Annotated in this window: 28 protein-coding genes; 14 read left to right on the top strand and 14 right to left on the bottom strand. The window is 68.3% G+C overall.

Going from position 1 to position 26,967, the window contains the following annotated elements:
* Positions 1 to 42: 42 nt before the first annotated feature.
* Genes ABZX92_RS21625 through ABZX92_RS21615 form a run of 3 tightly spaced genes read left to right on the top strand, consistent with a single transcriptional unit; the run spans position 43 to position 3,264 of the window.
* Entirely contained in the window at positions 43 to 963 is a 921-nt protein-coding gene (locus tag ABZX92_RS21625) for a heme o synthase (RefSeq protein ID WP_355562076.1), read from the top strand.
* Positions 964 to 985: 22 nt separating this feature from the next.
* Complete coding sequence (locus ABZX92_RS21620) at positions 986 to 2,983, top strand: hypothetical protein (protein ID WP_355562073.1); 1,998 nt, start codon at positions 986 to 988, stop codon at positions 2,981 to 2,983.
* 32 nt (positions 2,984 to 3,015) lie between these two features.
* Positions 3,016 to 3,264: a three-helix bundle dimerization domain-containing protein gene (locus ABZX92_RS21615; RefSeq protein ID WP_355562071.1), complete on the top strand. Its 249-nt coding sequence runs from the start codon at positions 3,016 to 3,018 to the stop codon at positions 3,262 to 3,264.
* On the opposite strand, the gene ABZX92_RS21610 is transcribed toward ABZX92_RS21615, so the two are convergent.
* From ABZX92_RS21610 to ABZX92_RS21590, 5 genes are all read right to left on the bottom strand, one after another.
* Positions 3,227 to 3,607 (bottom strand): hypothetical protein, encoded by a 381-nt coding sequence (locus tag ABZX92_RS21610; protein WP_355562068.1) that lies wholly within the window; start codon positions 3,605 to 3,607, stop codon positions 3,227 to 3,229. The two genes, ABZX92_RS21615 and ABZX92_RS21610, sit on opposite strands and share 38 nt — an antisense overlap.
* Positions 3,571 to 4,224: an HD family phosphohydrolase gene (locus ABZX92_RS21605; protein WP_355562066.1), complete on the bottom strand. Its 654-nt coding sequence runs from the start codon at positions 4,222 to 4,224 to the stop codon at positions 3,571 to 3,573. Before ABZX92_RS21605 ends, ABZX92_RS21610 begins: the two co-directional genes overlap by 37 nt.
* 58 nt (positions 4,225 to 4,282) lie before the next feature.
* The gene (locus ABZX92_RS21600; RefSeq protein WP_355562063.1) at positions 4,283 to 4,930 is read right to left on the bottom strand and encodes a hypothetical protein; all 648 of its coding nucleotides are present in this window, start codon (positions 4,928 to 4,930) and stop codon (positions 4,283 to 4,285) included.
* Between the two features lie 6 nt (positions 4,931 to 4,936).
* Positions 4,937 to 5,941, bottom strand: coding sequence for a hypothetical protein (locus ABZX92_RS21595; protein WP_355562061.1), 1,005 nt, complete (start codon positions 5,939 to 5,941; stop codon positions 4,937 to 4,939).
* Between the two features lie 385 nt (positions 5,942 to 6,326).
* On the bottom strand, positions 6,327 to 6,965 hold the full coding sequence (locus ABZX92_RS21590) for an HAD-IA family hydrolase (RefSeq protein ID WP_355562058.1): 639 nt from the start codon (positions 6,963 to 6,965) through the stop codon (positions 6,327 to 6,329).
* 100 nt (positions 6,966 to 7,065) lie between these two features.
* Between ABZX92_RS21590 and ABZX92_RS21585 the strand changes: the two genes are divergently transcribed.
* Positions 7,066 to 7,590: an FKBP-type peptidyl-prolyl cis-trans isomerase gene (locus ABZX92_RS21585; protein ID WP_355562055.1), complete on the top strand. Its 525-nt coding sequence runs from the start codon at positions 7,066 to 7,068 to the stop codon at positions 7,588 to 7,590.
* A gap of 59 nt (positions 7,591 to 7,649) precedes the next feature.
* On the opposite strand, the gene ABZX92_RS21580 is transcribed toward ABZX92_RS21585, so the two are convergent.
* Together ABZX92_RS21580 and ABZX92_RS21575 are read right to left on the bottom strand one after the other, a co-directional pair.
* Entirely contained in the window at positions 7,650 to 8,591 is a 942-nt protein-coding gene (locus tag ABZX92_RS21580; RefSeq protein ID WP_355562053.1) for a quinone oxidoreductase, read from the bottom strand.
* A gap of 84 nt (positions 8,592 to 8,675) precedes the next feature.
* Positions 8,676 to 10,262, bottom strand: coding sequence for a DUF885 domain-containing protein (locus ABZX92_RS21575; RefSeq protein ID WP_355562050.1), 1,587 nt, complete (start codon positions 10,260 to 10,262; stop codon positions 8,676 to 8,678).
* A 36-nt stretch (positions 10,263 to 10,298) separates the two neighbouring features.
* On the opposite strand from ABZX92_RS21575, the gene ABZX92_RS21570 reads away from it, so the two are divergent.
* The 4 genes from ABZX92_RS21570 (at position 10,299) to ABZX92_RS21555 (ending at position 12,729) form a co-directional block, all read left to right on the top strand.
* Positions 10,299 to 10,589: a hypothetical protein gene (locus tag ABZX92_RS21570; RefSeq protein WP_355562048.1), complete on the top strand. Its 291-nt coding sequence runs from the start codon at positions 10,299 to 10,301 to the stop codon at positions 10,587 to 10,589.
* Positions 10,586 to 11,431, top strand: coding sequence for a hypothetical protein (locus tag ABZX92_RS21565; RefSeq protein WP_355562045.1), 846 nt, complete (start codon positions 10,586 to 10,588; stop codon positions 11,429 to 11,431). The genes ABZX92_RS21570 and ABZX92_RS21565 overlap by 4 nt, the downstream gene beginning before the upstream one ends.
* 75 nt (positions 11,432 to 11,506) lie before the next feature.
* Entirely contained in the window at positions 11,507 to 11,914 is a 408-nt protein-coding gene (locus ABZX92_RS21560; RefSeq protein ID WP_355562042.1) for a hypothetical protein, read from the top strand.
* A 26-nt stretch (positions 11,915 to 11,940) separates the two neighbouring features.
* Positions 11,941 to 12,729 carry an alpha/beta hydrolase gene (locus tag ABZX92_RS21555; protein WP_355562039.1) on the top strand — a complete coding sequence of 263 codons (789 nt, stop codon included), beginning with the start codon at positions 11,941 to 11,943 and terminating at the stop codon, positions 12,727 to 12,729.
* Here ABZX92_RS21555 and ABZX92_RS21550 read toward each other — a convergent pair.
* Positions 12,715 to 14,292 (bottom strand): cation acetate symporter, encoded by a 1,578-nt coding sequence (locus ABZX92_RS21550; RefSeq protein ID WP_355562037.1) that lies wholly within the window; start codon positions 14,290 to 14,292, stop codon positions 12,715 to 12,717. The two genes, ABZX92_RS21555 and ABZX92_RS21550, sit on opposite strands and share 15 nt — an antisense overlap.
* The gene (locus ABZX92_RS21545) at positions 14,289 to 14,699 is read right to left on the bottom strand and encodes a DUF485 domain-containing protein (protein WP_355562034.1); all 411 of its coding nucleotides are present in this window, start codon (positions 14,697 to 14,699) and stop codon (positions 14,289 to 14,291) included. The genes ABZX92_RS21550 and ABZX92_RS21545 overlap by 4 nt, the downstream gene beginning before the upstream one ends.
* Before the next feature lie 333 nt (positions 14,700 to 15,032).
* Between ABZX92_RS21545 and ABZX92_RS21540 the strand changes: the two genes are divergently transcribed.
* Genes ABZX92_RS21540 through ABZX92_RS21525 form a run of 4 tightly spaced genes read left to right on the top strand, consistent with a single transcriptional unit; the run spans position 15,033 to position 19,261 of the window.
* Entirely contained in the window at positions 15,033 to 17,699 is a 2,667-nt protein-coding gene (locus tag ABZX92_RS21540) for a nitrate- and nitrite sensing domain-containing protein (RefSeq protein WP_355562031.1), read from the top strand.
* Entirely contained in the window at positions 17,696 to 18,115 is a 420-nt protein-coding gene (locus ABZX92_RS21535) for a roadblock/LC7 domain-containing protein (protein WP_045313784.1), read from the top strand. Before ABZX92_RS21540 ends, ABZX92_RS21535 begins: the two co-directional genes overlap by 4 nt.
* Positions 18,116 to 18,117: 2 nt before the next feature.
* Positions 18,118 to 18,663 carry a DUF742 domain-containing protein gene (locus tag ABZX92_RS21530; protein ID WP_355562028.1) on the top strand — a complete coding sequence of 182 codons (546 nt, stop codon included), beginning with the start codon at positions 18,118 to 18,120 and terminating at the stop codon, positions 18,661 to 18,663.
* Between the two features lie 58 nt (positions 18,664 to 18,721).
* A complete protein-coding gene (locus tag ABZX92_RS21525) occupies positions 18,722 to 19,261 on the top strand; it encodes an ATP-binding protein (protein ID WP_355562026.1) in 540 nt (179 codons plus the stop codon).
* A 71-nt stretch (positions 19,262 to 19,332) separates the two neighbouring features.
* Here the strand turns inward: ABZX92_RS21525 and ABZX92_RS21520 are convergent, their stop codons facing one another.
* Together ABZX92_RS21520 and ABZX92_RS21515 are read right to left on the bottom strand one after the other, a co-directional pair.
* A complete protein-coding gene (locus ABZX92_RS21520; protein WP_355562023.1) occupies positions 19,333 to 20,901 on the bottom strand; it encodes a carbohydrate-binding protein in 1,569 nt (522 codons plus the stop codon).
* 3 nt (positions 20,902 to 20,904) lie between these two features.
* Positions 20,905 to 22,410 carry a glycoside hydrolase family 88 protein gene (locus tag ABZX92_RS21515; RefSeq protein WP_355562020.1) on the bottom strand — a complete coding sequence of 502 codons (1,506 nt, stop codon included), beginning with the start codon at positions 22,408 to 22,410 and terminating at the stop codon, positions 20,905 to 20,907.
* 139 nt (positions 22,411 to 22,549) lie between these two features.
* On the opposite strand from ABZX92_RS21515, the gene ABZX92_RS21510 reads away from it, so the two are divergent.
* Positions 22,550 to 23,014: a transcriptional regulator gene (locus tag ABZX92_RS21510; protein WP_355562017.1), complete on the top strand. Its 465-nt coding sequence runs from the start codon at positions 22,550 to 22,552 to the stop codon at positions 23,012 to 23,014.
* Between the two features lie 9 nt (positions 23,015 to 23,023).
* Positions 23,024 to 24,118 carry an ankyrin repeat domain-containing protein gene (locus ABZX92_RS21505; protein ID WP_355562014.1) on the top strand — a complete coding sequence of 365 codons (1,095 nt, stop codon included), beginning with the start codon at positions 23,024 to 23,026 and terminating at the stop codon, positions 24,116 to 24,118.
* Here the strand turns inward: ABZX92_RS21505 and ABZX92_RS21500 are convergent.
* The 3 genes from ABZX92_RS21500 to ABZX92_RS21490 are packed head-to-tail and all read right to left on the bottom strand — an operon-like array spanning position 24,097 to position 26,715.
* Positions 24,097 to 25,011, bottom strand: a complete 915-nt coding sequence (locus tag ABZX92_RS21500) for a COX15/CtaA family protein (protein ID WP_355562011.1) — start codon at positions 25,009 to 25,011, stop codon at positions 24,097 to 24,099. The two genes, ABZX92_RS21505 and ABZX92_RS21500, sit on opposite strands and share 22 nt — an antisense overlap.
* Before the next feature lie 19 nt (positions 25,012 to 25,030).
* Positions 25,031 to 25,729 carry an ABC transporter permease gene (locus tag ABZX92_RS21495; RefSeq protein ID WP_355562129.1) on the bottom strand — a complete coding sequence of 233 codons (699 nt, stop codon included), beginning with the start codon at positions 25,727 to 25,729 and terminating at the stop codon, positions 25,031 to 25,033.
* Positions 25,730 to 25,785: 56 nt separating this feature from the next.
* Entirely contained in the window at positions 25,786 to 26,715 is a 930-nt protein-coding gene (locus ABZX92_RS21490) for an ABC transporter ATP-binding protein (protein WP_355562008.1), read from the bottom strand.
* Positions 26,716 to 26,967: the final 252 nt, after the last annotated feature.

The raw sequence follows: 26,967 nt of genomic DNA, 5'->3' as shown, positions 1-26,967 counted from the left end.
GCTGGTTTTCACACCTGTCTCAACACGAGGAGCGTTCCCGCGATGAGTGCCGTCCTCGAGGCCCCCAGGTCGCCTCGCCAGGTTGTTGGCGCTTACGTGGCGCTCACGAAGCCGCGGGTCATCGAGCTCCTGCTGATCACCACGATCCCCGCGATGCTCCTGGCCCAGCACGGCCTCCCGCCGCTGTGGCTGATCGCCTGCACCCTCACCGGCGGCACCCTCGCCGCGGGGTCGGCAAATGCCCTCAACTGCTTCGTCGACGCCGACATCGACTCGGTCATGAAGCGGACCGCGGCCAGGCCCCTCGCGCACAACGCCATCCCGCCGCGCAACGCCCTGATCTTCGGCATCGTGCTCGGGGTCGTCTCGTTCGCGTTCCTGTGGATCTTCGTCAACCTGATGTCGGCCGCCTTCGCGGTGGCGACCATCCTGTTCTACATCTTCGTCTACACGCTGGTCCTCAAGCGCCGCACCTCCCAGAACATCATCTGGGGCGGCATGGCGGGCTGCATGCCGGTGATCATCGGCTGGAGCGCGGTGACGGGCACCGTCGAGTGGCCGGCGCTGGTCATGTTCGGCGTCATCTTCTTCTGGACTCCGCCGCACACCTGGGCCCTCGCGATGAAGTTCAAGGAGGACTACGCCCGAGCAGGCGTGCCGATGCTGCCGGTGGTGGCCACAGCTCAGCAGGTGACGCGGCAGATCGTCATCTACAGCTGGATCACCGTCGTCTGCACGCTCGCGCTGGCCCCCGTCACCTCGTGGATCTACGTGGCCGTCGCGGCGGTGTCGGGCGTGTGGTTCGCCGTCTTCGCGCACAAGTTGCACAACGTCGTTCGCCGCGGCGGGTCCACGAACACCATGAAGTTCTTCCACATGTCGAACCTCTACCTGATGCTCGTGTTCTGCGGTCTCGCCGTGGACGCCGTGGTCGGGTTGCCGGTGCTTGGCTGGCCGTTCTAGCTGCACCTCCAGGCGTACGGCTGTGGCGCCCGCAGAGTTCACCGTCTCCGGTGGCGAAGGCTCGCCGCTGGAGTTCGTGGCCGCGTTCCTGGGATCGTGCTCGCTGCTCGTGGTGACCGATCCGGGCGGGTGGGCGCAGGTCAGCGCCGGGCTCGCGGTCGGGTACCCGGCGTCCACCGTGGTCACGACCTCCGTGCGGGTGGTGCGGTTCGCCGTTCTCGATCTCCGGCATTTTCCGTCGGCTTCTTCCTTGCCGTCGCTTTCCGACGTTCCTGGTGACGTGGTGGCGTTGCACGACACGCGCTCGTGGGACACCACGCCGGTCGTGCAGGCGTTGCGTCGGCTCGGCCGGCCGGTCGTGCTGTTCACCGCCGCGCACACGTGGGTGTCCGGGATGGACGCGGCTTCGGTGCTGATCGGGTGGAGCGCGCCACACGTGGTGCTCGGCTCGCCGGTCGGTGCCGGCGAGGGACGGGTCGAGGACGTCGTCTGGCAGTTCCGGGAGCTGGAACGCCGTCGTCAGGTCCGCTTCACCGCGTTGCCGTCGCCTCCCGCGCCTTCCGAGCGCCCGGTGACCGTGATGGTCGCGTTGCCCGGCGCCACCGAGGGCATCGCCGGGGCGTTGCGGCCCGGTGGCGAGTACGAGGTGTGGGTGCACGTCGGGCAGCACCCCGACCCGTTGCCCGGCGACCTGGAGCTGCGGGCGGTGCTGAGCATGAACGGGCGGCCGGTGCAGGCCGAGTCGTTCGTGCTGCCCGCCGAAGGGGCCAGTCCGTGGGTGAGCTTCCCGGTCACCACTCCGTACGCCTCGGTGCCGTGGACCGGTGAGCTGGTCATCTACTCCGGTGTGGTGCCGGTGCACGTCCGGCAGGTCGTGCTGCCCGTCGGCGGCGGTGAGTCCCGTGCTGCTGTGCGGTTTCAGCTGACGCGGACGTTCGCTGATCTCGAGCCGTTGTCGTCGCGGGTGGCGTCGGTGCTCGTGCTGGGGGAGCGGGCGCTGGTGGCCTCCGGTCCCGGTGTTCCTGCCCGGGTGAGTCTCGACGTGGGCGACCTGCCGCACTCGTTTCCCGTCGCCGCGGGGCTGGATCCCTGGTACGGCAAGGACTTCCCGTCGTTCTGCGAGGACCTGGCGGCGCTGGCGCGGCAGGGGTCGGCGCTCTACTCGCGGCTGTTCGGGTCCGATGCGCTGGCTGATCGGGTTCGACGGCTGGGGCGGGCTCGTCCGGCCGGGCTGATGATCGCCTCGGCGGCCGCGAGCCCGGTGCCGTGGTCGTTGATCTACGACCTGCCGTTGAACGACGGGCCGTACCGGCTGTGCGCGTCGGTGGGGCAGTTCGGGCCGTTCGGTGCCGGGGGAGAGGTGCCGGCGCACTGCCCGGTGTCCGATCACAGCGGCAATGTGTTGTGCCCCTTCGGTTTCTGGGGTCTGTCGGCCGTGCTGGAGCAGCCGGTCGGGCCGTTGGTGCCGTTCGTCTCGGTGCGGCCGCGGCCGTTCGAGGTGTCGATGGCGGTCGATCACGGCATGGACCGGGCGCTGACCGAGCGGCACGTGACCGAGCTGATGTCGATGCTTTCGCCTGAGGTCGTGACGTCCGCCTATGTCAGCCCGTCGGAGCTGGGGCGGGCGTTGGCCGATGAGGGCATGGACGTCGTGCACCTGCATTTCCGCGAGGGGTTCCTCGACGCCGAGGAGATCGAACGCTGGGACCGCGAGGGTGTGTGGCCGCGTCCGCATTGGCCGTCGCGCAAGCCCGTGGTGGTGGGCACGTCGCCGATGCCGGGCCTGGTCCGGGCTTTCGCGGACGGCGGGGCGTCGGCCGTGATCAGCCCGGAAGTGGCTGTGCCGCAGGACATGGCGGGCTGGGTGACCGGCATGGTGCTCGTCCGGCTCGCGGCGGGGTTCAGCGCGGGGGAGGCGTTGCGGCTCTCCCGGTGGGAGATGCTGGGCCGCGGCAACGTGATGGGGCTCGCGTACACGTTGCACGGCAGTGCGGATCTTCGGATCCGGCCGGGAAACTGAACCAAAAGCGGCTTCTGTGCGTTTTTGTTGATATGCCGAACCCGGATGTTCAACTTCGTCAGGCGATCGCCGAGCTGACCCTCCGCTTCGGTGGCCGGGTGACGAATCTGGAGATCTGGGAGGCCGCGGAGGCCGCGTACGCATCGCTCAGCGCTGGTGCGACCGTGCACACCCATCTCGCCGTGCTCACCGCACGCCGCGCCGCCCGCGAACTCGCGCTCACGGCTATTGGCGTGCAGATGCCTACTCAGCAGAAGGCCGGGCTGACGCCGGCTCGGTGACTTCCAGGTAGACCGTCTCGCCGTTCGCCGCTGCGGTGCGTGCGAGCTGCGAGAGCTCGCTGAGGTGCGCGAACGCCTCGTGGAAGCCCCAGTCGACGTGCGGTGCCCAGCTCAGTGCGACATCGTGCATGCGCGCGGGGTGGGCCTCGACGAGCTGTGCGACGAGGGCGGCCGGCAGCGCGAAGACGGCGTCCTCCGGCTGCGGCTCCCACACCTCGTTGAGCACCTCGTGCCAGATGACGACGGCGGCTCGCGGGTCGTAGTCGCCGGCGGCCACGGACTCGCCGGTGTTGATGAAGAACGTGCTCAGGACGCCACCTTGGTCAGCAGGTCCTCGACGCACGGGTCGTCGAGGGACTCAACGATGCACTTCCACAGCGACAGGTTGGTCTCGGCCCACTTGGTGTAGGTCGCGGCTGCCTCCGCATCGTAGAAGTAGTACCCGTCGTCGGCTTTGCCCACCTGCTCGCCGACGATCTTGTGCGCGAGCTCCCGGAGCGTGATGCCGTTCTCCTGCAGGTACTTGTGCGCCAGGACGACCGGCGTGACCGGCAGGGCCTTGAACAGCGTGTCCGCGTCCGAGAGCGCCTGGGCCTCCAGCGAGATGTCGCGGTGGCGGGTGCGCATCTCCGCCTCGATGACGATGCGTTCGATCCACTCGATGTCGCCGACGCACACGCCGGCGACGAACAGGGTCTTGCGGCGCAGCGCCTCGCCGTCGGTGGGCAGGGAGTTGCGGCGGACCATGTAGTTGAGGTCGTGCACGAGCGCGGCCACCTCGACGATGTCCTCCGCCGAGCCGTTGCGCTTGGCGAAGAGCACCGCCTTGTCGCGGACGAAGCTCACGTGGTGCCAGCCGTGGAACTGCAGCTTCGCGGCCAGGTCCTCGCACAGCCGCCTCACGCGCTGCTCCACGTCCGCGATGACAGCTCTCGGAATCGTTGTGCGCGTATGCATCATCAGCCCTCCCGACCAGGTGGGCTGATGGTAGGCGTGTTGCGACGGCCTCAGTGAGGCTTCACAGGTGGTTCGTCAGATCCTCCAAGCGGTCCTCGACCGGCACGTGCCGGTGGCTGAGCCCGGTGTCCGGGTCGAAGCTGAGGCTCCACGGCGTGACGGCACGTGACTTGACCAGGAAGGTCATCGTCCCATCAGCCGCCCGCGGGATGCGGTGGAACTCGTGCGCGAGCAACGTGCCCGTGGTGCCCTCGGTGCACTGAGTGCGGTTCGTGAGCTCGGTCGCGACGACCGTCCGCCCGCCCAGGCCGAGCCGGGCGTCGAAACGTTCGTGCAGGTAGGCGCCACTCAGGATGGTGGTGCAGAAGTGGTACCGGTGGTTGTGGACCGAGTCCGCGTACCCGGCGCGCCAGTCCGTCAGCGGTTTGTACTCGTGCAGCCAGAACGTGAACGACTCGTCCTCCCCGTCGCGGAGGCACCACGCGAAGTGCGTCGTCGTCTCGCGGGAGTGCGCGATCACCCACGTCGCCTGCTGTGGCGTGAGCCCGTCGAGGTGCGACCTGAGCTCTTTGCGCAGCTCCGGCCGGCACGCCCACTCGCGGAACCACTCGCCGACGTCGGTCCAGTGGTCCACGACGGGAAATTCGGCGCACTTCACCCGAGCGGCGAGCTCCTCGAGCGCGGACAACCCGGTGAACTCGGCTAGCAAGATCGATCAGCTCCTCAACTGAGCGGAAGCGGAGAATTCGCGACGGAAAGCGTGGAACTTGGCTTCCAGCTCCTTGAAACCGTCTTGTTCGAGTGTTTCGCCGGTGATCTTCTCGTACAGCGCGCTGAAGTCGTTTCTGGTCGTCCCCGGCGTGATGACGAAGTGGTACCCGGCCTTGGAATTGCTGATCCGCAGGAACTCCGCGCGCTCCTTCGCGTACAGGAACGAGCTCTCGGTGAACCTGAGCGTCCTGGGATATGGCCTCAGCACTCCGGCGGTGTTGCTGTAGAGCGTCATCCAGACCGAGTCGTCGAACAGCTCGAGCCTGTCGAGCGGCGGATCGGAAACGATGGTGACGTCGATCCTGCTGCACCTGCTTCGTGCCGCGTACAGGCCGACCAGCCCGATGCTGATCTGTTCCTTCAGTCGTTGCTGGATCTCGTCGTAATCGCCGTCCGCCCCTTCGTTGCGGAGCAGGTACCGCGCGCGCCCGCTGATCGCGTTGTCGTCCCGCGGATCCGCCAGCACCGCCTTGAGCTCGCACTCCGTCTGGCTGAGCAGCACTCTTCCGGCCGCGTACCGGCCGGCGAACCCGCGGAAGCAGTACAGCCGAGTCCGCTCCAGGTCCTGCATCATGAGCTGGTTGAACTCGGGATCCGGCGTGGCCGTCGGCTCGAACACGTGACTCGGGAAAAACTCCCGGTCCAACGCCCGGTACTCCTGCGTGAGTTCTCTCAGCGCCTTTCGGCTCTCCTCGATGACCGGCGTGAGCAGTGCCTTCTGCGCGGCTTTCGAAGTGATCAACGTCTGCGTGAAGCTCACCACCGCCGATATGAGCGTGCCCGTACCCAGCGCGGTCAGGAGGTTTCTAGCTGTGCCGGAATCCATTTGACTGGAAATGGCGATGCTCGTCCCCGACGTCACCACGAGTATGAGGAGGAGCAACCCGGTCCGAGTCCAGAACAACTCCTGGAGCAGGTTGCTGCGGATGCCTCCGGCCTCCGCGGACACTCGTCCCACCTCCTGGGTCACCTCATCGGCCGCTACCCGAACGGACGAATGCGGTCGGTGTCCGATCAAGTGCGCGGAGTTACTGTACGCGTCGGTCAAAAGATAAGGAAGCTGCTATTCGTGCGACATTTAGAACCGGAATAACCGCCCTTGGGCCCAGTCGCCGGGCTGTACTCGTGCGCTTCGGTGACGGCGTGTCGCCGGTGGCTCCGAACGTGTCGGATGAGGGTGACGCGGCCACCCACACGCACCCACGGCGAGTGGCATGGCCCGATCTGGAGGCGTCGCGCTGGTCCGGTTGGCGGGCAGGCTGGGCGCTCGCCTTGCTCGGGCGGGCGCTCGTCGCCGGCTCGCGTGAACCGGCTTCAGCCCTGCCCCAGGTGACTCAAGAACTCAGGATGATTTCCTTCAACTCCGCCAGGGTCTGGATCCGATGGCGGGCTCCGGAGAAGTCCTGTCCTTTCGTGAAGTCGTTGTGGACGACGGCACAGTCGACACCGGCCGCCACCGCAGAGCGCAGCCCCCGCGCCGAATCCTCGACGACCAGGGTTTCCTCCCTGCTCGCCCCCAGCCGATCCAGGCCGGTCAGGTACGGCTCCGGGTGCGGCTTGGCCCGCGTGTAGTCCTCACGCGCCAAAACGAAGTCCATGAACTGAGTGATCTGGCGCTTCTCGTGGATGAGGTCGAAATCCGCGCGCTTCGCGGTGGTCACGATGGCCATGCGGGCGAACTTCGACAGTTCGGCCAGGGTGTCGACGACGCCTTCGATCTCGATCGGCTCGGTCCTCAGGTACTCCTGGTAGCAGGCGTCCCGGACCACGCGCAGCCGGCCGATGGTCTCCTCGTCGACACCTGCCGCCTTCGCCTGGGCCCAGGTTCCCAGTCCCCGGCCCATGTCCCTGAGGTACTGCTCCTCGTCCAGGACCACCCCGATCTCGGCGAGAGCACGTGCTCCCGCCTGGAAGTACCAGAACTCGGTGTCCACCAGCACGCCGTCGTGATCGAACAGCAGGTAGCGCTTCACTGCCCTCGTCCTCCGTCGTCGATCTGCCGAAGCCGCTCGTCCGGAACAGCAACCGCCCTGCTACACCCCGCTAACACCCACCCGAATACCCTCACCCACCATGCGCAACGTCCTGCTCATCGCGTCCCTGGCGCTAGCCGCTGCCACCACCCTGTCCGGCTGCGGCAACTCGGCAGAGCCCTCGACCGCCTCCTCCGGCGCTCCGACCGTCCCGTGCAAGGCCGACGACTTCAAGGTCACGGGCGAGTTCGGCAAGGCCCCCAAGGTCGAGATCCCCGCCTGCAAGCCCACCGGCGAGCTCATCATCAAGGACCTGGTGGCGGGCACCGGCGCCGAGGTGAAGACGGGCACGACGGCCACGGTGAACTACCAGCTCACGACCTTCTCCAACAAGAAGGTGCTGGACAGCTCCTTCGAGCGCGGCGAGCCGTTCGACGTCGAGAACGTCGGCCAGGCGCCGGTCATCGACGGCTGGAACGAAGGGATCGTGGGCCTCAAGGAGAAGGGGCGCCGGCTGCTGATCGTGCCGCCCGCCAAGGGCTACGGCAAGGGTGGCAACGGCATCCAGCCGAACGAGACCCTCGTGTTCGTGATCGACGGCGTGAAGGTCACCCCCGCCGCCTGACCCGAAGACGCGAAACGGCCCCCGACCAGCACTTGGCCGGGGGCCGTCGGACCAGAAAGTCACGGCAGGAGCAGCAGCTTTCCGGTGGTGCGGCGCGACTGCAGGTCCGTGTGGGCCTGGGCGGCTTCCTCCAGCTTGTACCGGCCGCCGATCCGCACGTTCAGCGTGCCGTCCACGATCGCGCCGAAGAGGTCCGCGGCCCGCCATTCGAACTCGGCGCGGTCCAGCAGGTACGCACCGGTCGACGGCCGGGTCAGGTACACCGAGCCGGCGGCGTTCAGGCGCTGCGGGTCCACTGGCGGCACCGGGCCGGACGACGCGCCGAACAACGCGAGCAGACCGCGCGGCTTCAAGGAGGCCAGCGACTGGTCGAACGTGTCGCGGCCCACGCCGTCGTACACGACGTCGACCTTCTCGATCTGCGACGCGAAGTCCCCGTACCGCAGCACTTCATCAGCGCCTGCCTCGCGAGCCAGCGCTTCCTTCTCATCGGTGGACACGGTCGCGACGACATGCGCGCCGCGAGACTTCGACCACTGCGTCAGCAGCAACCCGACGCCACCGGCGGCCGCGTGCACCAGCACCCGGTCGCCTTCCTTCACGGCATACGTCGAGTGCGTGAGGTAGTGCGCGGTGATCCCCTGCAACAGCGACGCAGCCGCCAGCTCCACGTCCAGCCCGTCCGGCACCCGCACCGCGGCCGCGGCAGGTACCACGACCTCGGACGCGTAGCTGCCCAGCACGCTCATCCACGCGACGCGGTCACCGACGGCGAAGTCCGGGGAGTTCGAGACGACGACCTCGCCCGCACCTTCGAGTCCCAGAGCGGTGGGCAGCGGCAGCGGGTACTGGCCGCTGCGCTGGTACGTGTCGATGTAGTTCACGCCCGCCGCGCCCACCCGCACCAGCAGCTCGCCGTCACCGGGCACGGGCGACGGCACGTCGGAGTACTCCAGCACCTCCGGGCCGCCGGCCGAACGCACCACCACTGCCTTGGGCATCTGTCCTCCTAGATCGACTCAAACCCCGTCAACCCGAGCCACGACGACGTTGTTCCCGCTTCCACACCCTGGGACAGCCTCCCGTCAGTCCTCGCCGAGCGCCACGCGACGGGCCAGTCCGAGCGGCAGCGCGCCCGAGCCCGCGATCCGGTCGTGGAAGTCGCGCAACGAGCCCAGCCCGGCGGCCAGGTAGTCGTCGCGGATCAGGTCGATCTCCAGCGCACCGGTCAGGTACGACGGCGCCTGCGTCGGCCACGCGCAGTACCGCTTCACCTCGCCGACAGCGGTTCCCGGGGTCAGCGCCGTGCGCGCCACCATGAACGCCTCGGCTTCCGAAGGCGTCATGTCGCCGCAGTGCAGTGCCGTGTCGACGACCATCCGCGCCGCCCGGAACAGCCGCGCCTCGACGTGACCCATCAGCGAGGCGCGCGTGGTGTAGTAGCCGACCGAGCGCAGCAGCTTCTCCGAGTACAACGCCCAGCCCTCGGAGAAGTACGACGTCCGGAACACCTTCCGCAGCGGATGCGACGGACCCTGCGCCGCCACCCACGCCGCGTGCCAGTGGTGGCCGGGGTAGGCCTCGTGCACGGAGATCGTCGGCAGCTGCGGGCGCGCGTTGGTGCGCAGGCGGTGCGCGACCTGCTCGTCCGACGCGCCATCAGGCGTGAACGGCACGAAGAAGTAGCCCGCCCGGCGTGACGTCAGCGGTGGCGGACCCAGGTAGCTCGCCACGGACATGATCGCGCGGTGGAACAGCGGCGACGGCACCACGCGGCACTCCTCGCCCTCCGGCATCGTCACGAGCGAGTGCTCGACCAGAGCCGCACGGGCGCGGGAAGTCTCCGCCTCGTACTCCGCGCGCATCGCCTCCATCGTCGGCGGGTGGTCGTCCTGCAGCGAGCTCATGACCGTGCGCCAGTCCGGCGAGCCTGCGAGCTCGATCAGCTCGGCCTGCAGCGACGCGTAGGCGTCCTGGCCGCGCTGGTGCAGCTCGGGTGCGCCGTAGCCGAGCAACTCCTTGTCCTGCAACAACGTCGAGTAGAGCTTCTCGCCCATCCGCCAGTCGCCGCCCGCCCGCAGGCCGAGGTCCTCCAGGAACGCCGCGTGCCGGTCGAACGCCTCGGCCGCGGGGCCGGCGGCCTCCATCAGCCGCGCGCGGAGCCCGGGATCTCGAACCTCCAGCGGCAGCGCGTCGAGCACGAACGAACGACCCGTGCGCACCTGCTCCATCGCCCGCTGCACGACGAGCGGCGACGCCAGTGAGGCGTCGAGGTTCGCTTCGGCGGCCGCGAACACCGACGGCACCTCGCGCAGCTTCGCGATCGCGGCCGCGACCAGTTCGGCTTCGGGCAGCAGGCGGTGCAGGAACGGCGAGAGCAGTCCGAAGAAGACCATCCCCGAGTACTCGTGCGGGTCTCGCCGCCACGACGGCCACGTCTCCATCGCGAGCGCACCCCGCAGCACCGACAGCGCGAGATCGCGGTCCACCGACCGCGGCAACGCCTCCAGCCGCGCGAGCCACTCGCCCTTGTCCCTGGCCCGCTGCTCGAACGCGGCAGCCGTGAAGTCCCCGAACGTCGAGTAGTGCTCGAGTGAGCCGACCTGCGCCGCGTGGGCGGGGTGGTGGTCGAAGTACCACGAGAGGAACGACGTGAGCGTGTCGGTGGTCACCCGACCGAACCTACTCGCTGGTTTTACAGTGTGGGGGTGTCTGATCAAACCACTCAGAAGCGCATCGCCGAGTTCGTGCGGGCCCACGGCAAGCCGGGCACCGCGGTCAGGGCCGTCGTGGAGCCGATCGGCCGCTCCGGCGCGCGGATCGTGCTGGTCGGCGCGGACGGCGCCATGGGCGACGTGATGGCGAAGGACGTCGAGACCGCCACCAAGGCCGTTGAGACGGTCGACAACGTCGAGCAGGCCGAATGGGACCGCGAGACCACCGCGGCCACCAAGATCGGCCCGGCGCACCGTCGCAAGATGGCCAAGATGCAGTCATGAAGGTCGTCCTCGCGTCCTGCGCCGCACTGCCCGAGGGCGACGGCGACGAGGACGCGCTGATCTCCGCGCTGCGGCGCGACGGCGTGGACGTCGCGTGGCAGCCGTGGGGATCGCCGGTCGACGCCGACCTCGTGGTGCTGCGCGCCACTTGGGACTACACCGAGCGCCTCGACGACTTCCTGGCGTGGTGCGAAACCGTGCCCGCGCTGGCGAACCCGGTATCGGTCGTGCGCTGGAACACCGACAAGTCCTACCTGGTCGAGCTCGCCGCGCGCGGTCTCGCCGTCGTGCCCACCTCGGTCGTCGAACCGGGGGAGCAGCCGGAGTTCCCGGACGGCGAGTTCGTGGTGAAGCCGGCGATCGGCGCGGGTTCTCGCGGTGCCGGCCGGTTCACCGGCCACGCCGAGGCCCAGGCGCACTTCGAAGCTCTTGGTGTCAAAGCGCTCGTGCAGCCGTACCAGTCCAGTGTGGACGCTCACGGCGAGACCGCGCTGGTGTTCTTCGCCGGCGAGTACTCCCACTCGTTCCACAAAGGACCGATGCTGGTGCAGGGTCTGTCCGAGTCGGAGTCCGGCCTCTACGTCGAGGAGAAGCTGCGCGGCATCGAGCCGACCGATGCCCAGCGCTCGCTCGCGGACCGCGTGCTGGACGAGGCGGCGTCGCTGCTCTCGTTGGACCGCAAGGACTTCCTCTACGCGCGGGTGGACGTGGTCGAAGGTGCTGACGGTGAGCCGTTGCTGCTGGAGCTGGAGCTGACCGAGCCCACGCTGGGCTTCAAGTACACCAGTGAAGACGCCGCATCTCGTTTGAGTGCGGCAATCCGGCGAACCGCGTCTCGATAACGCCACTCCCGGGAAATCGGGGCTAGCTTCGGAAAGCGTTTTCCCGCAAGCTTCCCCGACTTTCCAGGAGGAACCGTGCTGTCCGCACTCACCGGAGCCGCCCTCGTGCTGGCGAGCGTCGCCGCGCCCCCGTACTCCGGCAACCTCGGCACCACGACGTACCAGGGCTTCGCGACCTTCACCGACGACTACAAGCCGGACTTCAACGTCGTCGCCTGCCCGAAGAACGACCACCTGCCGAAGCTGCCCAAGCAGTTCGTGACGGGCCTGAACCGCCCCCAGTTCGGCAAGGGCGACAAGAGCCCGAACTGCGGCGTCACCATCGAGGTCACCGGCCCCAAGGGCAAGTTCAAGGTGCTGATCGTCGACGTGGCCGAGGGCCCGAAGTCCGGCGACCTCAACATGGACCGCGCCGGGTTCGCCAAGATCGCCGACGTGGACGCCGGCCGTGTGAAGATCAGCTGGAAAGTCGCTGCCCCGTAAGGCTCAGCGTCGTTACGGTCAGATGTATGAGCACCGCGACCGTCAACGGCATCACCATCGGATACGACGACACAGGCTCCGGCGACGACGTGCTGGTCCTCGTGCACGGCCACCCGTTCGACCGCACGATGTGGCAGCCGCAGCTGGAGCACTTCAGCGCCACCGGCTGGCGCGTGATCGCCGCCGACCTGCGCGGCTACGGTGAATCGACGGTCGTCCCTGGTGTGACGCCGCTGTCGGCGTTCGCCGGGGACGTCGTCGCGCTGCTGGACCACCTCGGCGTCGAGCGGTTCGTGCTCGGCGGCCTGTCGATGGGCGGGCAGATCGTGCTGGAGTTCCAGCGGTTGTACGGCGAACGCACCCGAGGCCTGATCCTCGCCGACACGTTCGCCCAGGCGGAGTCCCCGCAGGGCCGCGTGATCCGCAACGACATGGCCGACCGGCTGCTGCGCGAGGGCATGTCCGGCTATGCCGACGAGGTGCTGTGGAAGATGGTGGCGCGCCACAACGCGGGCCCGGTCTCCGACCACGTCTCGCGGATGATGCACAACGCTCCGGCGGAAGGCGCGGCGGCGGCGTTGCGAGGGCGTGCCGAGCGGCCGGACTACACCGAACTGCTCGGCACGATCACCGTGCCGACGCTGGTGGTGGTCGGCAGCGACGACGAGTTCACGCCGGTGTCGGACGCGCGGTACATGCACGAACGCGTCCCGGGTTCGGCGCTGGTGGTGGTCGACGGTGCCGCCCACATGCCGAACCTGGAACGCGTTGACGTGTTCAACAAGGCCGTTGAGGAACTGCTAGCGCAGGCCTGACCCGATGCCGGTGAGCCCGCGGACCTCCATCTCGGCCTGCTTGGCCGGGTCCGCGGGTTCCTTGCTCAGGATCGTGCCCAGGAACCCGGCCAGGAACGACAGCGGGATCGACACGATTCCGGGGTTCGACAACGGGAAGAACGCGAAGTCGGCGTCCGGGAACACCGACGACTTCGCGCCGGAGATCGCGGGCGAGAACACGATGAGCAGGACGCACGACGTGAGGCCGCCGTAGATGCTCCACAGGGTGCCGCGGGTGTTGAAGCGCTTCCAGAACATGGAGTAGAGCAGCGTCGGCAGGTTCGCGGACGCCGCCAGGGCGAAGGCCAGAGCGACCAAGAAGGCAACGTTCTGGCCGTTGGCCGCGATGCCGCCGACGATCGCGAGCACACCGACGCAGACGGCGGTGATGCGCGCGACCCGGACCTCGTCGCGCGGGTCGGCCTCGCCGTGCTTGATGACGTTGGCGTAGACGTCGTGCGCGAACGAGGCGGACGCCGTCAGAGTCAGGCCGGCGACGACCGCGAGGATCGTGGCGAACGCCACGGCGCAGACGATGCCGAGCAGCACCGTGCCGCCGATCTGGAACGCGAGCAGTGGTGCGGCCGAGTTCTCGCCGCCCGGAGCGCCGGTGATCTTGTCCGTGCCGACCAGGGCCATCGCGCCGAAGCCGATGACGAGCGTGCACGAGTAGAAGATCGCCATCATCCAGGTGGCCCAGACGACGGACTTACGGGCTTCCTTGGCGTTCGGCACGGTGTAGAAGCGCATCAGCACGTGCGGCAGCGAGGCGGTGCCGAGCACCAGGGCCAGCGCCAGCGACAGGAAGTCGATCTTCGACAGTCCGGAGGCGCCGTACTTCACACCGGGCGAGAGGACGGCCTCGCCCAGCGGCGACTTCTGGGTCGCGCGGTCGAGCATCGCGGAGAAGTCGAAGCCGAACTTGCCGATCAGGAAGATGGTCAGCAGCGAGACCGACAGGACCAGCAGGACGGCCTTGATGATCTGCACCCAGGTGGTGCCCTTCATGCCACCGACCAGCACGTAGAGCACCATGACGATGCCCACGACGGCGATGATGATGGCCTGGCCGACGGAGCTGTGGACGTCCAGCAGCAACGCCATCAGGCCGCCCGCGCCCGCCATCTGCGCGATCATGTAGAAGAGCGAGATCACCAGGGTCGCGTTCGCGGCGGCCGCGCGGACCGGGCGCTGGCGCATGCGGAACGCCATGACGTCGCCCATCGTGTAGCGGCCCGTGTTGCGCAGCCGCTCCGAGATGAGCATCAGCCCGATCAGCCAGGCGACGACCCACCCGATCGAGTACATGAAGCCGTCGTAGCCGTTCACCGCGATCGCGCCGGAGATTCCGAGGAACGACGCGGCCGAAAGGAAGTCACCCGAGAGTGCGATGCCGTTCTGGGTGCCGGTGAAGCTGCTGCCCGCGGCGTAGTAGTCCGAGGCGCTCACGTTCCGCGTCGACGCGCGGTACACGATGTAGAGCGTCAGCAGCACGAAGATGCCGAAGACGGACAGGTTGATCGCGGTGTTCGCCCCGGTCACGCGAGCTCCTCATCGGTTTCCACGAGCGCGCGCACCTTTTCGACCTGCGGGTCGAGCCTCTTCTTGGAGTAACGGGCGTAGGCCATCGTGATGATGATGGTCGTGACGAACTGGAGGAATCCCATCGTCAGCCCGACGTTCACCGTTCCGAACAGAGGCGTGCTCATGAAGTCGGCGGCGTAGGCGGAAAGCAATACGAACGTGACGTACCAAGCGAGGAACAGCACCGTTGCGGGGAGAATAAATCGCGTCACTCGCCGCTTCAGGGCGAGGAAATCCTCACTCGTTTGGATGGCACCGAAATCAGGCTCACCGTCACCATCGATAAGCAATGAGTGATGATGCTCTTCAAAGGTCGCGAATCCGGGCTGCGCCGGGCGTGACACGGAGGGCAGCGCCTTCGTCATCAACCGCTCGCATTCGTTACGGGGAGTACCCGGTGAGCACTTGAGTACAGGCTGCAACCGGACCAGGGGTGGAGGGCGCCAGCGTAACCACGCGTGGCGGCGAGTCAATCCCCTGAACCCGCAGGACCACCCCATGAGGTGGGCTGTCACGCGGAGTGACGGATCGTACACGCCCCAGGTCGTTGTCGCGTCACGCTCTCTGGCCTACTATCCGCTAACACCCGATACGGCTGATCTCGATATCGAGCTGCGGGTGTCTCGACTCGCGGGGATTCACCAGGCCAGGAGGTAGCCGATAGTGGGGCACTTCGAGCGCGCCTTGGGGATCATTTCGTGAATGTCGAGTGGAGAAAGATCAGCGACTGGCGCAACTGGCGCCTGCCGGTCAAGCTCGGCGTCGTGCTGTTGGTGCCCGTCGCCGTGGCGATCGGCGCGGGCGCGTTGCAGATCTCCGGTTACGTCGACCGGTCGAACAACTACGTGCAGATGCAGGGCCTGGTGCGCCTGCGGGCGGATCTCGCGCCTTTGATCTCCAGCGTCCAGCAGGAACGCACGCTCGCCGCTCAGAGCGCGACGTCCGGATCCGGTGTGGGCGCCTACCAGAACCAGATCAGCGCCACCGACAACGCCGCCGCGACCGTGCGCCGCCGCGTCGACCGCACCGCCGGGCTGAGCGAGGTCTCGCACAACCGCTTCACCGAGCTGGGCAGCCAGCTGGAGACGTTGAAGAGCCTGCGGGAGAAGGTCACGCAGGGCGGCGACGGCGGTGACCCCAACGGCGGCACCATCGGCTACACCACGGTCGTGAAGTCCCTGCTGGACTTCGAGCAGTCGCTCATCAGCCAGCTCAGCGACCAGGGCATCTCCGGCACCGCGCTCGCGCTGCACAACATGGTCATCGCGCAGGAGCAGATCTCGCAGCAGCACGCGATCGTGTTAGCCGGGATCGGCCGGGGCAAGCTGCTCGGCGCGGAGACCCGCGCCCTCGAACAGTCCGACATCCGGCTGCAGGACCGCATCAACGACTTCCAGGCCATCGGCACGACCGAGCAGCGCCGCAACTACGAGCAGACCGTCACCGGCGCCGCGGTCGCGAGCCGGACCGTGCTGACCGAACGCGCGCTCACCCAGCCCGACGGCGTCCAGGCGACGACGCGTCCCGGCCAGCCGAAGCCGCCGCCGTCGTTCGGCATCGCCGTCGACGAGTGGAACAAGGCCTCCGGCACCACCCTGCGGCTGATGGACGAGGTCATCCGGGGCCTGCAGGACGGGCTCGCGAACTCGGCGGCCGCGCTGCAGGACGACACGTCCAACAAGGCCGGCGCCGCCGCGGTGATCCTGCTGGCGATGCTGATCATCGCCGGCACGCTCGGCTTCGTCATCGGCCGCTACCTGCTGCGCTCGCTGTCCGAGCTGCGGCGCTCCGCCCTCGACGTGGCGCACCACCACCTCCCCGAGGTCGTCGCCGCGATCCGCGCCGACCGCAAGCCGGACACCGAGATCGAACCGGTGCCCGTGCACACCGTCGAGGAGTTCGGTCAGCTGGCGCGCGCGTTCGACGCCGTGCACGAGCAGGCCATCCGGTCCGCGGTCGAGCAGTCGTCGCTGCGGTCGGGCATGAAGAACATCTTCGTCAACCTGTCGCGCCGCTCGCAGGGCCTCGTCGAGCGCCAGCTCAAGCTCATGGAGGAGCTGGAGCGCCACGAGGAGAACCCCGAGCAGCTCGCCAACCTCTTCAAGCTCGACCACCTCGCGACGCGCATGCGCCGCAACAACGAGAACCTGATGGTGCTCTCCGGCACCGACGTCGCCCGCCGCTTCCACCAGCCGGTGCCGCTGGCGGACGTGCTGCGCGCGGCCGCGTCGGAGATCGAGCACTACCAACGGGTCGTGGTGAAGTCGACGCCGTCGGTCGAGATCGTCGGCTACGCGGCCAGCGACCTCGTGCGCCTCGTCGCTGAGCTGCTGGACAACGCCACCGCGTTCTCCGCGCCCACCACGCAGGTCATGATCGGCTCGCGGATCGACCAGCAGGGCTCGGTGCTCGTCGAGGTCGCGGACCAGGGCATCGGCATGGGTCCCGCCGAGCTCACCGAGGCGAACGAGCGGCTGTCGTCCGGTACCGAGGACGACGTGCCGGTCTCGCGCCAGATGGGTCTGTTCGTCGTCGGTCGTCTCGCGGCCCGCCACGGCGTCACCGTCCGGCTGCGCGGGGCGGGGGAGGGCAGGGAGGGCCTGCGCGCGTTCGTCCTCGTGCCGTCGGAGCTCGTGCGCTCGCAGTCGGAACCCGAGACGCCGGCCCAGCCGCGCCACGCCGCGCTGCCCCAGCCGAAGCCCGCGCTGTCCGCAAAACAGCAGGCCGCAAAACAGCAGGCCGCCAAGCAGCCGCACGTCGTCGTCAAGACCCCGAACCTGGCCCCGCCGCCCGCTCCGGCTCCGGCGATCGAGCACCCGCGCGAGTCGGCCGAGTGGACGTCGTTCCGCGGCGCCGCGATCGAGGAACCCCCGCTGCCCCAGCGGCAACCGCGGACCACGGCCAACGGGGTCAACGGGTCGCCAAGTGAGACGCGGCCCACTCCAGTTGAGACGACTTCTTCTTGGTTCGCCGGCAGCGGCGCCCCGGAGAACATCTCCGGCGAACCGGTCAACAGTGATCATTCGTCGGCAACGCCGGGACCTGGACCGTCACCCACGGTAGCGGCCACCTGGTTCGGCAAGAAGCCCGCCGGCGGCGTCTGGGAACAGTCGGGAGACCCGGCGACGGACGCCGGCGAGACCGATGCCGGGTTGCCGAAGCGGGCTCCGCGCAAGAATCTGCTCCCCGACCTCGCGGAACGTCCCGAGAACGGCACGCGCCCGGCGGCCAGGCCGAGGCGCGATCCGGAGCGAGCACGAGGCTTCCTCGCCAGCTACCAGACCGGCATCCGCCAGATGCCGCTGGGCAGCAACGGGAACGGAAACGGCCAGGCGAACGGCCAGGGGAACGGGGAAAAGGCATGAGCACGCCTCAGTCGCGCCAGGTGGACCAGTTCGGCTGGCTCATCACGAACTTCGTCGACCGCGTGGCCGGGGTCGCGCACGCGATCGTGATCTCGGTGGACGGTCTGCTGCTCACCAAGTCGACAGGGCTGCCGCCGGACCGCGCCGAGCAGCTGGCCGCCATCGCCTCGGGCGTCACGGCGCTCACGCTGAGCGCCTCACGTTGCTTCGAAGGTGGCGGAGTGTTGCGCACCGTGATCGAGATGGACTACGGGATCATGCTTCTCATGTCCATTCGAGACGGGTCCTGTCTGGCGGTTCTCGCCGCGCCCGACAGCGACGTCGGCCAAGTGGCCTACGAGATGACCGTGGTGGTCGACCAGGTGGGTCAGATCCTCACCCCCGAACTGCGAGCGCAGCTGCACAGCGTGAGGTGATCATGAGTTCGGCCGCTGACGCGCACCGGCGACGCAGGCGGGCTGAGTCGCCCGCCGAGCAGACGTTCGCCGACCTGATGAACGGGTTCTCCCTGGACTCGGGTCGCAAGCGATCGCGCACGTCGTCCGCGGTGCCCGCGCGGGAAGCGACTCCCGTTGCACCGCAAGAAGAGTCGCCCGCCTCCGAACCTCCCGGCGCGGAGGCTCAGGACGCGTCGATCGTTCGTGCATATGCCTGGACGGGTGGGCGCACACGGTCGAACATCGACCTCGAGATCGAGACACTTGTCTCCGCCAATGATCAGAGTCGGCAGTCTGCGGGTATCTTGCAGGCTGAGCACCAACGCGTTGTCGAGCTGTGCCACTCCCCGCGATCCGTCGCGGAGGTGGCCGCACTGATGCGCCTCCCACTCGGAGTCGTGAAGGTGTTGCTCGGCGACATGGCGGAACGAGGTCTGGTGGACGTGCACCTGACCGCTTCCGCGGGCGGTGACACGCCGGACCTCGGGTTGATGGAGAGAGTGCTTAGTGGACTACGTCGGCTCTAGATTTCCCGACTTCGGGCCCCCCGGGCCGCCTGGACGGGAGCTGACTTCGGCCAAGGTTGTGGTCGCCGGTGGCTTCGGCGTCGGCAAGAGCACCTTCATCAGGTCCATCGTGGAGAACGATCTGCTGACCATGACAGCGCTCCCACCGGAGCGCGCGGGCTTGGTCACCGAGCTGGTGCGCATACAGTTCGGCCGCGTGTGGCTCGATCCCGGGCTGGCGCTGCACCTGTTCGTCGCCCCGCAGTGGCAGGACCCGCGCGCGGGCTGGAACGACGTGGTGCGCGGCGCCGTCGGTGCGGTCGTGCTGTTCGACGTGATGCGTCCGGCGGACTCCGTGGACGCGATGCGGTACTTCGAGGACCACCGGATCCCGTACGTGCTGGCGCTGAACAACGTGCACGCGTCGGTGCGGTCGGACGTGAAGGCGATCATCCACGGGATGGGCATCGACCCCAGGGTCCCCGTGGTGAACTGCGACCCTCGGGTGCGGCTGTCGGTCCGCGAGACGCTGATCTCGCTGGCGGAACACGCCAAGCTGGACCGGTGGCGCCGCCGCCCCGGCCCGGACGAGACGACGCCGCTCGCGCCTGTCTGCTGATTCCGGATGAACGGCGCATTTGTCCACCTCAGGTCGACAGATGCGCCGTTCGTCATTGCCAGGGGTCCCGGCTACCCGACGTCGAGGTAGTCGAGGTTCGGCGCACCGTTCGCGGTGGTCGCCGTCACCCGGATCTTGTTCTCACCGGGCTGCAACGTCACCGGCAGCTGCACCGCCAGGTAGGTGGTCCAGGCACCCGTGCCGCCGAACGCGAGCTCGTCGCGCGCCAGCACCCCGTTCACCGACACGTCCAGCGGCCGCGACACCGTGGTCCCGTTGGCGTAGCCGAACGACAGCGTCGCCGCGCCACCGGCCGCCGAGTTGATCGTCCACTCGACGTAGGGCCCGACGGCGTTGTCGGTGTTGACGAAGCCGGTCCCGGAGAACCCGGCGTGGTTCGACTCGACCACACCGGCGGAGATCTGCGCGGACTCCGCCTCGTACCGCGTCATCGACCCGCTGCGCGTCACCCGGTACAGCACGGTCCCGTGCGCCGGAACCGACGCGCTGATGGTGCTCGACACCGTCCGCACCTGCTTCGACCACAGGTCCTTCAGCGTGTACGACGCGCCGCCGCCGAGCCCGATCGCCGCCGCGGTGGTCGAGATCGTGGCAGTCGACGTCGTCTCGTTGGACAGGGCGACGGCGCGGTCACCGTTCTCCAGCACCTTGGAGTAGACGACCTTGCCCGAAGACGACGACACCACGGTTCCCTGACGTCCCAGCGGATCCTGGTCCACCGCGATCACGTCCCGGTTCTCCAGGATCGTGAACGTGTCGGCGTTGACCTTGCGCAGGTCCGAGCCGATCAGCAACGGGGCCGCCATGATCGCCCACAGCGAGAAGTGCGTGCGGTACTCGGTCGCGGTCATGCCGCCGTTGCCGACCTCCAGCATGTCCGGGTCGTTCCAGTGGCCAGGCCCGGCGTACTGGGCCAGTACCCGGTTCGCCTGCGCCTTGCCGATCATCGACCCCCAGTTGTCGGAGATGTCACCGGTGGTGCGCCACAGGTTTCCGACCGGCTCGCCCCACGTCCACACCTTCGGGTCGGTGCGGCCCCACTCGCAGATCGAGTACACGATCGGACGGCCGGTGCGTGCCAATGCGTCGCGCATCGCCTTGTAGCGCTGCTGCGCGTCGACGCCCTGGTTGTTGCAGTTGTCGTACTTGAGGTAGTCGATTCCCCACGAGGCGAACAGGTTCGCGTCCTGCTGCTCGTGGCCGAGGCCGCCGGGGAAGCCCGCCGTGTTGCACGTCTTGGTGCCCGCGGAGGTGTAGATGCCGATCTTCAGACCCTTGGAGTGGATGTAGTCCGCGAGGGCCTTGATGCCGTTGGGGAAGCGCACCGGGTCGGGCACGAGGTTGCCGGACGAGTCGCGGGACGTCTTGGCCCAGCAGTCGTCCAGGTTCACGTACTGGTAGCCCGCGTCCTTCAGGCCGCGCGAGACGAAGATGTCCGCGATGCCCTTCACCATGGCCTCGTTGAAGTCCGCCCGGCAGCCGGTGGAGTTCCAGTTGTTGAAGCCCATCGGGGGAGTGCGCGCCAGGCCGTTCTCCAACGCCATCGCCGGCGCGGACGGCATCAGGCCGACGACGAGGACCGCTGCTAACAACGCTCTGCGCACGTTCTTGGCAAGCATGATTCAGCCAACCTTCCGCAGCTGTTCGTTCATGATCAGGAACGCGCCGAGGCCGTGGAAGTCGTTGGTGGCCCGGTCACGTGCGATGTAGTAGGCGTAGTCGCCCACGTTCGTGCCGATGGAGATGTCACGGATCTCCGTGCGGCCGGAGGAGTTCACGGACGTCTTCGCCAGCACGCCCGCATAACCGCGAGCCGCCGCGTCCTTGAACGACGGGTCGAGGTAGCCGCGCTCGACACCCTTCGAGAAGACGTAGGTGAACATCATCGAGCAGGACGTCTCGGTCCAGTTGTCGGAGCGGGATCCCTTGTCCACCACCTGGAACCAGCGTCCGGTGGCAGCGTCCTGGTAGGAGCGCACGCCCGCCGCGTACTCGCGCAGGTCGGTGATCATCTGAGCTCGCCGCGGGTGGTTCGCGGGCAGCTTCTCCAGCACGTCGATCGACGCCATGCCCCACCAGCCCATGGCGCGGCACCAGTACTCCGGCGCCAGGCCCGTGGTCTTGTCGGCCCACGGCTGCGACTTGGACTCGTCCCAGGCGTGCTTGAGAATCCCGTTGGGCTGCTGCAGGTGCGACGCGTAGACGTTGATCTGCTTCGCGGCTTCCTCGTTGGCGTAAGCGGAATCCCCGAACTCCGCGCCGAACTCGGCGAGGAACGGGTTCAGCATGAACACCCCGTCCGCCCACAGCTGGTTGTGCCGCGACTCGGACGTCGAGTGCCAGAACCCGCCGTCGGACGTGCGCGGATACGTGTTCAGCCGGGTCCTGATCTTGCGCGCCGCCTTCTCGTAGCGGGCCTGACCGGTCTCGTGGTGCAGGATCACCAGCAGCCGCCCCGAAAGCATGCTGTCGAGGTTGTTGAAGCTCTGCGAGATGGTTCCCGAGGAGTCCACGAACCGGTCGACCCAGGCCTTGATGTACGCGAGGTACCGGGGATCGTGCGTGCGCTGGTACACCAGGTACTGCCCGTACAGGTACAGCCCGGTCTGATACCCCCAGCCGCCCAGTTGTGCGGGCGTCTTGGCCGCCATCGTCGACTCGACCACCGCCACCGACCAGTCGAACCCGCTCGATCCGACGGTCAGCGAGTCGAGGTTCGGCCCGCCGTTCGCAGTGGTCGCCGTGGCCCGGACCTTCGCCCCGCCCGCGGGCAGGGTCAGCGACACCTGCTGCGTGCGCCACGTGGTCCAGGCTCCGGTGCCGGGGAACGACACCGTGGTCGCGGGACCGCCGTCGACCGAGATGGCCAGCGGCCGGTCCACCGACGTGCCGTTCGCGTACCGGAAGGTCACCGGGCCGTCTGACGTCACCGTGAACTCGACGTACGAGCCGACCGCGTTGTCATAGTTGACGAAACCTGACCCGGTGAAGCCGGCGTGGTTCGACTCCACCACGCCCTGCGAGATCACCGCCGACTCTGCCTCGTATTGCGAGACGGCCGCCTGCGCGGTCGCCGGCGCGAGGCCTGCGACCAACACCAGGGCGACCACGGATCTGAGAACGCGCACCGCACACCCAGCCCTTCAGTTCGGGCGGCGGCGGACCAAGTGTCAACTCATTGACTCTGAATGACAAGAAAATCGTTGACAAGATCGCTACGATGATTTCAGTGTCGACCGAAAGGGATCACCCGGAGATGAGCACAGCATGAGCGTCGGACGGGAAACCCGGCTGTCTGCCTGGATCGAGCGGTTCGCGGCCCACTTCGCAGAGGAGGGCATTCCGCTGATCGGCGGCCGCATCCTCGGCTATCTGCTGATCTGCCAGCCGGTCGAGCGCACGGCCGCCGAGCTGTCGCAGGAGCTGGAGGCCAGCAGCGGCTCGATCAGCACCAACCTGAAGTACCTGGTCAACGTCGGCCTGGTGACCAAGCGGACCCGCCGCGGCCGGCAAGCCGCCGAGTACCGGATCAACGAGAAGGCCTGGACGGACTTCATCCAGCGCAAGCTCACCGCGATCGCGAGCGTCCAGACGCTGACCGACGACGGCATGCGGCTGCTCAGCGGCGATCCGGAGCGCGCGATGCGGCTCAAGACCGTCGACCACCTCTACGGTTGGCTCTCAGCGGAACTGCCCGCTTTGTGGGAGCGCAGGCCTGCCTCGCCCAAGTAGCGTGGTGCCATGTGGCACCCGTTTCGCGATGACATCGAGTACTACGAGGAGCGTGCGCGCGGTCTGCTCGCCTCCGCGTGGGACGGGACACCCGGTGCGCTGGAGGTCTTCGACGGCGAACCGCTGACGGACGAGGGTGCGCACGACGTCCTCGCCCGCGCGCACGGGTGCGAGGACTGGAAGGCGCTGCAGGCCAACATCCGCAGGCCGAGGCCGTTCGCGCGGGCGTTCCAGGCGATCGAGACGCGCAACCTCGGTGAGCTCAAGGCGATCCTGATGCGGGACCCGTGGCTCGTGAAAGCCAGCGGTACCAACGGGAACGACCTGCTCGGCCTCGCGTCCGCCACCTGCGACGAGCGGTTCGTGCAGGTGCTGCTGGAGGACGGCGCGGACGTCAACCACCAGAACGTGCACGGCTGGACCGCGCTGCACCAGGCCGGCTGCTCGAACCTCCCGCACATGGCGCGGATCCTGCTCGCCGCGGGCGCTCGCACCGACCTCGAAGCCCGTGGCGAGGGCGGTACCCCGTTGACCGTCGCGTTGTTCTGGGGCAACAGGGAAGTCGCCGAGTTGCTGGGGGTGGATCCGCCGAACCTGCGGGTCGCCGCTGGTCTCGGCAATCTGGATTTAGCGGCCGAACCAGAGGCGAAGCGCGGATTTTATCGCCCGCACAGCGGTTTCCCGCGCTGGTGGCCGACTGCCGACCCGCAGGAAGTGCTCGACGAAGCGTTGTCGTGGGCCGCGCGCAACGACCGGGTCGAGGTGTTCGGTGATCTCCTGAAGCGAGGCGCGCGGATCGACGCGGACGTCTACCGCGGCACGGCGCTGGCGTGGGCGGCGTGGTGCGGCCTGGAGAACGCCACCCGCACGTTGCTCGACCTGGGCGCGAATCCCAACCAGCGCACGGGTTTCGGCGGTCCGATGCACGGCGAGGGCGTGACCGCGCTGCACCTCGCGGCCGAACGCGGCCACTTGTCCGTAATCCAGATCCTGCTCGACGCAGGCGCCGACCGGACCATCACGGACGCGAACTACGACTCGACGCCCGCCAACTGGGCCGGGCACAACTCGCAGCAGGACGCTCAGGCCTTGCTGAGCGCCTGATCCTCGGTGGGAACGGCGACCTCGACGGTCCGTTCGCGGCTCGAAGTCCACAGCGTCGCCGTGGCAACGACAACCGCACCTGCACCGAGCACGTGCAGCGACACGAGCACCTCGGGCACGCCGGTGAAGTACTGGACCATGCCGAGCGCGCCCTGGGCGACGACCACGCCGACGAGCGTCCAGTAGGCGCGGTTGCGGACGAAGAAGCCCATCGCGATCAGCATGCCCAGGAACAGGAACAGCAGATCGGCGTGCAGCTGCGCGAGCGTCGCCACCTTGATGCCGAGCCGCGGCGTCGCCGAGTCACCCGCGTGCGGGCCGGCCGCGGTGACGAACGTGCCCGCGATCAGCAGCAGGTACATCACGACCGCCATGACGACCTGAAGTCCGCGCGCCCCAACGGGAACGAGCCAGCGCGCCGGTCCGTCGCCCTCGCTCAGCGACCGCAGCAGCAGCACGGCGAACCACACCAGCACCATCGAGACCATGAAGTGGACGGACACGCTCCACCACACCAGTCCGAGGCGGACGGTCGCACCGCCGATCACGGCCTGCGCGAGCACACCGCCGACCTGGGCGGCGGCGAGCCAGAGGACGCGCTTGCGGCGCGGCTTGTTCAGCCACGCGGCGATGAGGCAGAGGCCCGTGATGATGCCGATGACACCGAACAGCGTCCGGTTGCCGAACTCGACCCACTGGTGCAGCGCGGCGACGTCCGGGTGTTCGACGGGAACGATGCTGCCCTCGACGCACTCCGGCCACGTCGGGCAGCCGAGCCCGGAGCCGGTGACGCGCACGATCGACCCGGTGACCGCGATACCGCCCTGCGCGATGATGGCGGCAATCGCAAGGGCGCGTTGCAACGGAACGATGAAGGCGGTCAATCGGGACACGGACTGATGGTAGGCCGGGTCAGGTCAGCTTCGTCGTCCGGGTGGCCAGTGCTCCGGCGACAACGCCCCAGGCCACGAGTACCGCGACCGTGCCAGGGGAGGGCGCGGTGCCCTGCACCACAGCGGTTTCCAGCGCCTGGGCCAGTGCTGCGGACGGCAGCAGGTGCACGAACCCGACCGGGACACTCAGTGCCACGCCGCCGACCATCAGCAGCACGAACCAGATGATGTTCGCCAGTGCCAGCACGACCTCTGCTTTGAGCGCCCCGCCGAGCAGCACGCCCAGCGCGCCGAACGTCAGCGTGCCGAGGACGACCAGCACGACGACCCACGGCAGGCCTGCGAGCGGGAAGCGCCAGCCCAGGATCAACGCGGTGATGGCCAGCATCGCGACCTGGATCGCGGCCACGACCAGTGCGCCGCAGACCCGTCCGGCCACCAGCAGCCAGCGGGGGAGTGCCGAGGCCGCAAGCCTTTTGAGCACGCCGTAACGCCGGTCGAAGCCGAGCGCGATGGCCTGTCCGGTGAAGGCGCTCGAAATGATCGCCAGCGCGAAGATCCGTGCGGTGGCCGAACCGATCCTCGGTTCCGGCATGGGGATGACCGACATCAGGCTGAGCGCGATGAGCAGTGCCAGCGGGATGATCACCGTCAGCAGGATCTGCTCGCCGTTGCGCAACGTCAGCATCGCCTCGGTGCGCGCGTGCGTCAGGAGCATCTTCGGCAACGACCCGCGGCCGGGCGCGGGCTTGAACGTGCCGGGAGCGAAGGTGGTCACGAACGCAGCTCCCTGCCGGTCAGTTCCAGGAAAACGTCTTCGAGGCTGCGCTTGGCCACGGTCAGCTCCTCGGCCAGCACCCCCTGCTGCGCGCACCACGACGTGACGGTCGACACGACCTGTGGGTCGATCAGCCCCTCCACGACGTACTGCCCCCGCGCCGCCTCGCGCACCTTGAGCTTCTCGGGCAGCGCGGCGGACAGCAGGCTGGTGTCGAGCCCAGGCCGCGCCCGGAACCGCAGCTGCTGGTCGTCCGCGCGGTTCGCGGTCAGCTCGGCCGGCGAGCCCTGCGCCACGATCCTGCCCTCGTCGATGATCACGACGTTGTCCGCGAGCGCTTCGGCCTCGTCCATGAGGTGCGTGGTCAGCAACACGGACACGCCGTCGTCTTTGAGGGCGTGCACGAGGTCCCAGACCAGACGGCGGGCCTGCGGGTCCATGCCCGCGGTCGGCTCGTCCAGGAACACCAGCTCCGGCCGTCCGATCAAGGCGCACGCCAGCGACAACCGCTGCTGCTGCCCGCCGGAGAGTCGTTTGTAGGGCGTTTTCGTCGCGTTGGTGAGCCCGAGGATCTCGATCAGCCACTGGGGATCGAGCGGGTTTTTCGCGCAGGCCGCCACGAGGTTCAGCATCTCCAGCGCGCGGATGCCGGGATACCCGCCACCACCCTGCGGCATCACGCCGATGCGGGGCCTGAGCGCCTCGTCGCCCGGCGCGAGCCCGAGCACGCGCACCGTGCCGTCGTCGGCCGAGCGGAAACCCTCGCAGATCTCGACGGTCGTCGTCTTGCCCGCACCGTTGGGCCCGAGCAGGGCGAGAACGGTGCCGGCTTCCTGAACGAGGTCGAGGCCGTCAACGGCGGTCTTCGAGCCGTACCTCTTGACCAGCCCCGACACTTCCACCGCAGGCTGGGGATTCGAGCTCACGACCGGTCAGCCTAGGCGGTCAGGCCAATCCGCCCGAACGTGGGTCCAGCCGCTCCTCCTGGGGAATGCGAGCCCCGCGTCACCCGACGCACGCGGGGACGCCGCGTGCATCGGGACAGGACGGAAGCTCCCCGCGTGTGGTGGGATGGGACGGAAGCTCCCCGCGTGTGGCGGGATGGGACGGAAGCTCCCCGCGTGTGGTGGGACGGGACGGAAGCTCCCCGGGTGTGGGGTGAGTGGAGGGATGCTCGC

The sequence above is a fragment of the Lentzea sp. NPDC006480 genome, assembly GCF_040611995.1.
Taxonomy (GTDB): Bacteria; Actinomycetota; Actinomycetes; order Mycobacteriales; family Pseudonocardiaceae; genus Lentzea.
This window is presented reverse-complemented; position numbering and strand designations above follow the sequence as displayed.

Coding starts and splice junctions, on each gene's coding strand:
- ABZX92_RS21625 (WP_355562076.1), top strand. CDS start 43: ATGAGTGCCGTCCTCGAGGCCCCCAGGTCGCCTCGCCAGGTTGTTGGC.
- ABZX92_RS21615 (WP_355562071.1), top strand. CDS start 3,016: ATGCCGAACCCGGATGTTCAACTTCGTCAGGCGATCGCCGAGCTGACC.
- ABZX92_RS21605 (WP_355562066.1), bottom strand. CDS start 4,224: ATGATGCATACGCGCACAACGATTCCGAGAGCTGTCATCGCGGACGTG.
- ABZX92_RS21585 (WP_355562055.1), top strand. CDS start 7,066: ATGCGCAACGTCCTGCTCATCGCGTCCCTGGCGCTAGCCGCTGCCACC.
- ABZX92_RS21580 (WP_355562053.1), bottom strand. CDS start 8,591: ATGCCCAAGGCAGTGGTGGTGCGTTCGGCCGGCGGCCCGGAGGTGCTG.
- ABZX92_RS21565 (WP_355562045.1), top strand. CDS start 10,586: ATGAAGGTCGTCCTCGCGTCCTGCGCCGCACTGCCCGAGGGCGACGGC.
- ABZX92_RS21555 (WP_355562039.1), top strand. CDS start 11,941: ATGAGCACCGCGACCGTCAACGGCATCACCATCGGATACGACGACACA.
- ABZX92_RS21545 (WP_355562034.1), bottom strand. CDS start 14,699: ATGACGAAGGCGCTGCCCTCCGTGTCACGCCCGGCGCAGCCCGGATTC.
- ABZX92_RS21535 (WP_045313784.1), top strand. CDS start 17,696: ATGAGCACGCCTCAGTCGCGCCAGGTGGACCAGTTCGGCTGGCTCATC.
- ABZX92_RS21530 (WP_355562028.1), top strand. CDS start 18,118: ATGAGTTCGGCCGCTGACGCGCACCGGCGACGCAGGCGGGCTGAGTCG.
- ABZX92_RS21520 (WP_355562023.1), bottom strand. CDS start 20,901: ATGCTTGCCAAGAACGTGCGCAGAGCGTTGTTAGCAGCGGTCCTCGTC.
- ABZX92_RS21510 (WP_355562017.1), top strand. CDS start 22,550: ATGAGCGTCGGACGGGAAACCCGGCTGTCTGCCTGGATCGAGCGGTTC.
- ABZX92_RS21505 (WP_355562014.1), top strand. CDS start 23,024: ATGTGGCACCCGTTTCGCGATGACATCGAGTACTACGAGGAGCGTGCG.
- ABZX92_RS21495 (WP_355562129.1), bottom strand. CDS start 25,729: ATGCTCCTGACGCACGCGCGCACCGAGGCGATGCTGACGTTGCGCAAC.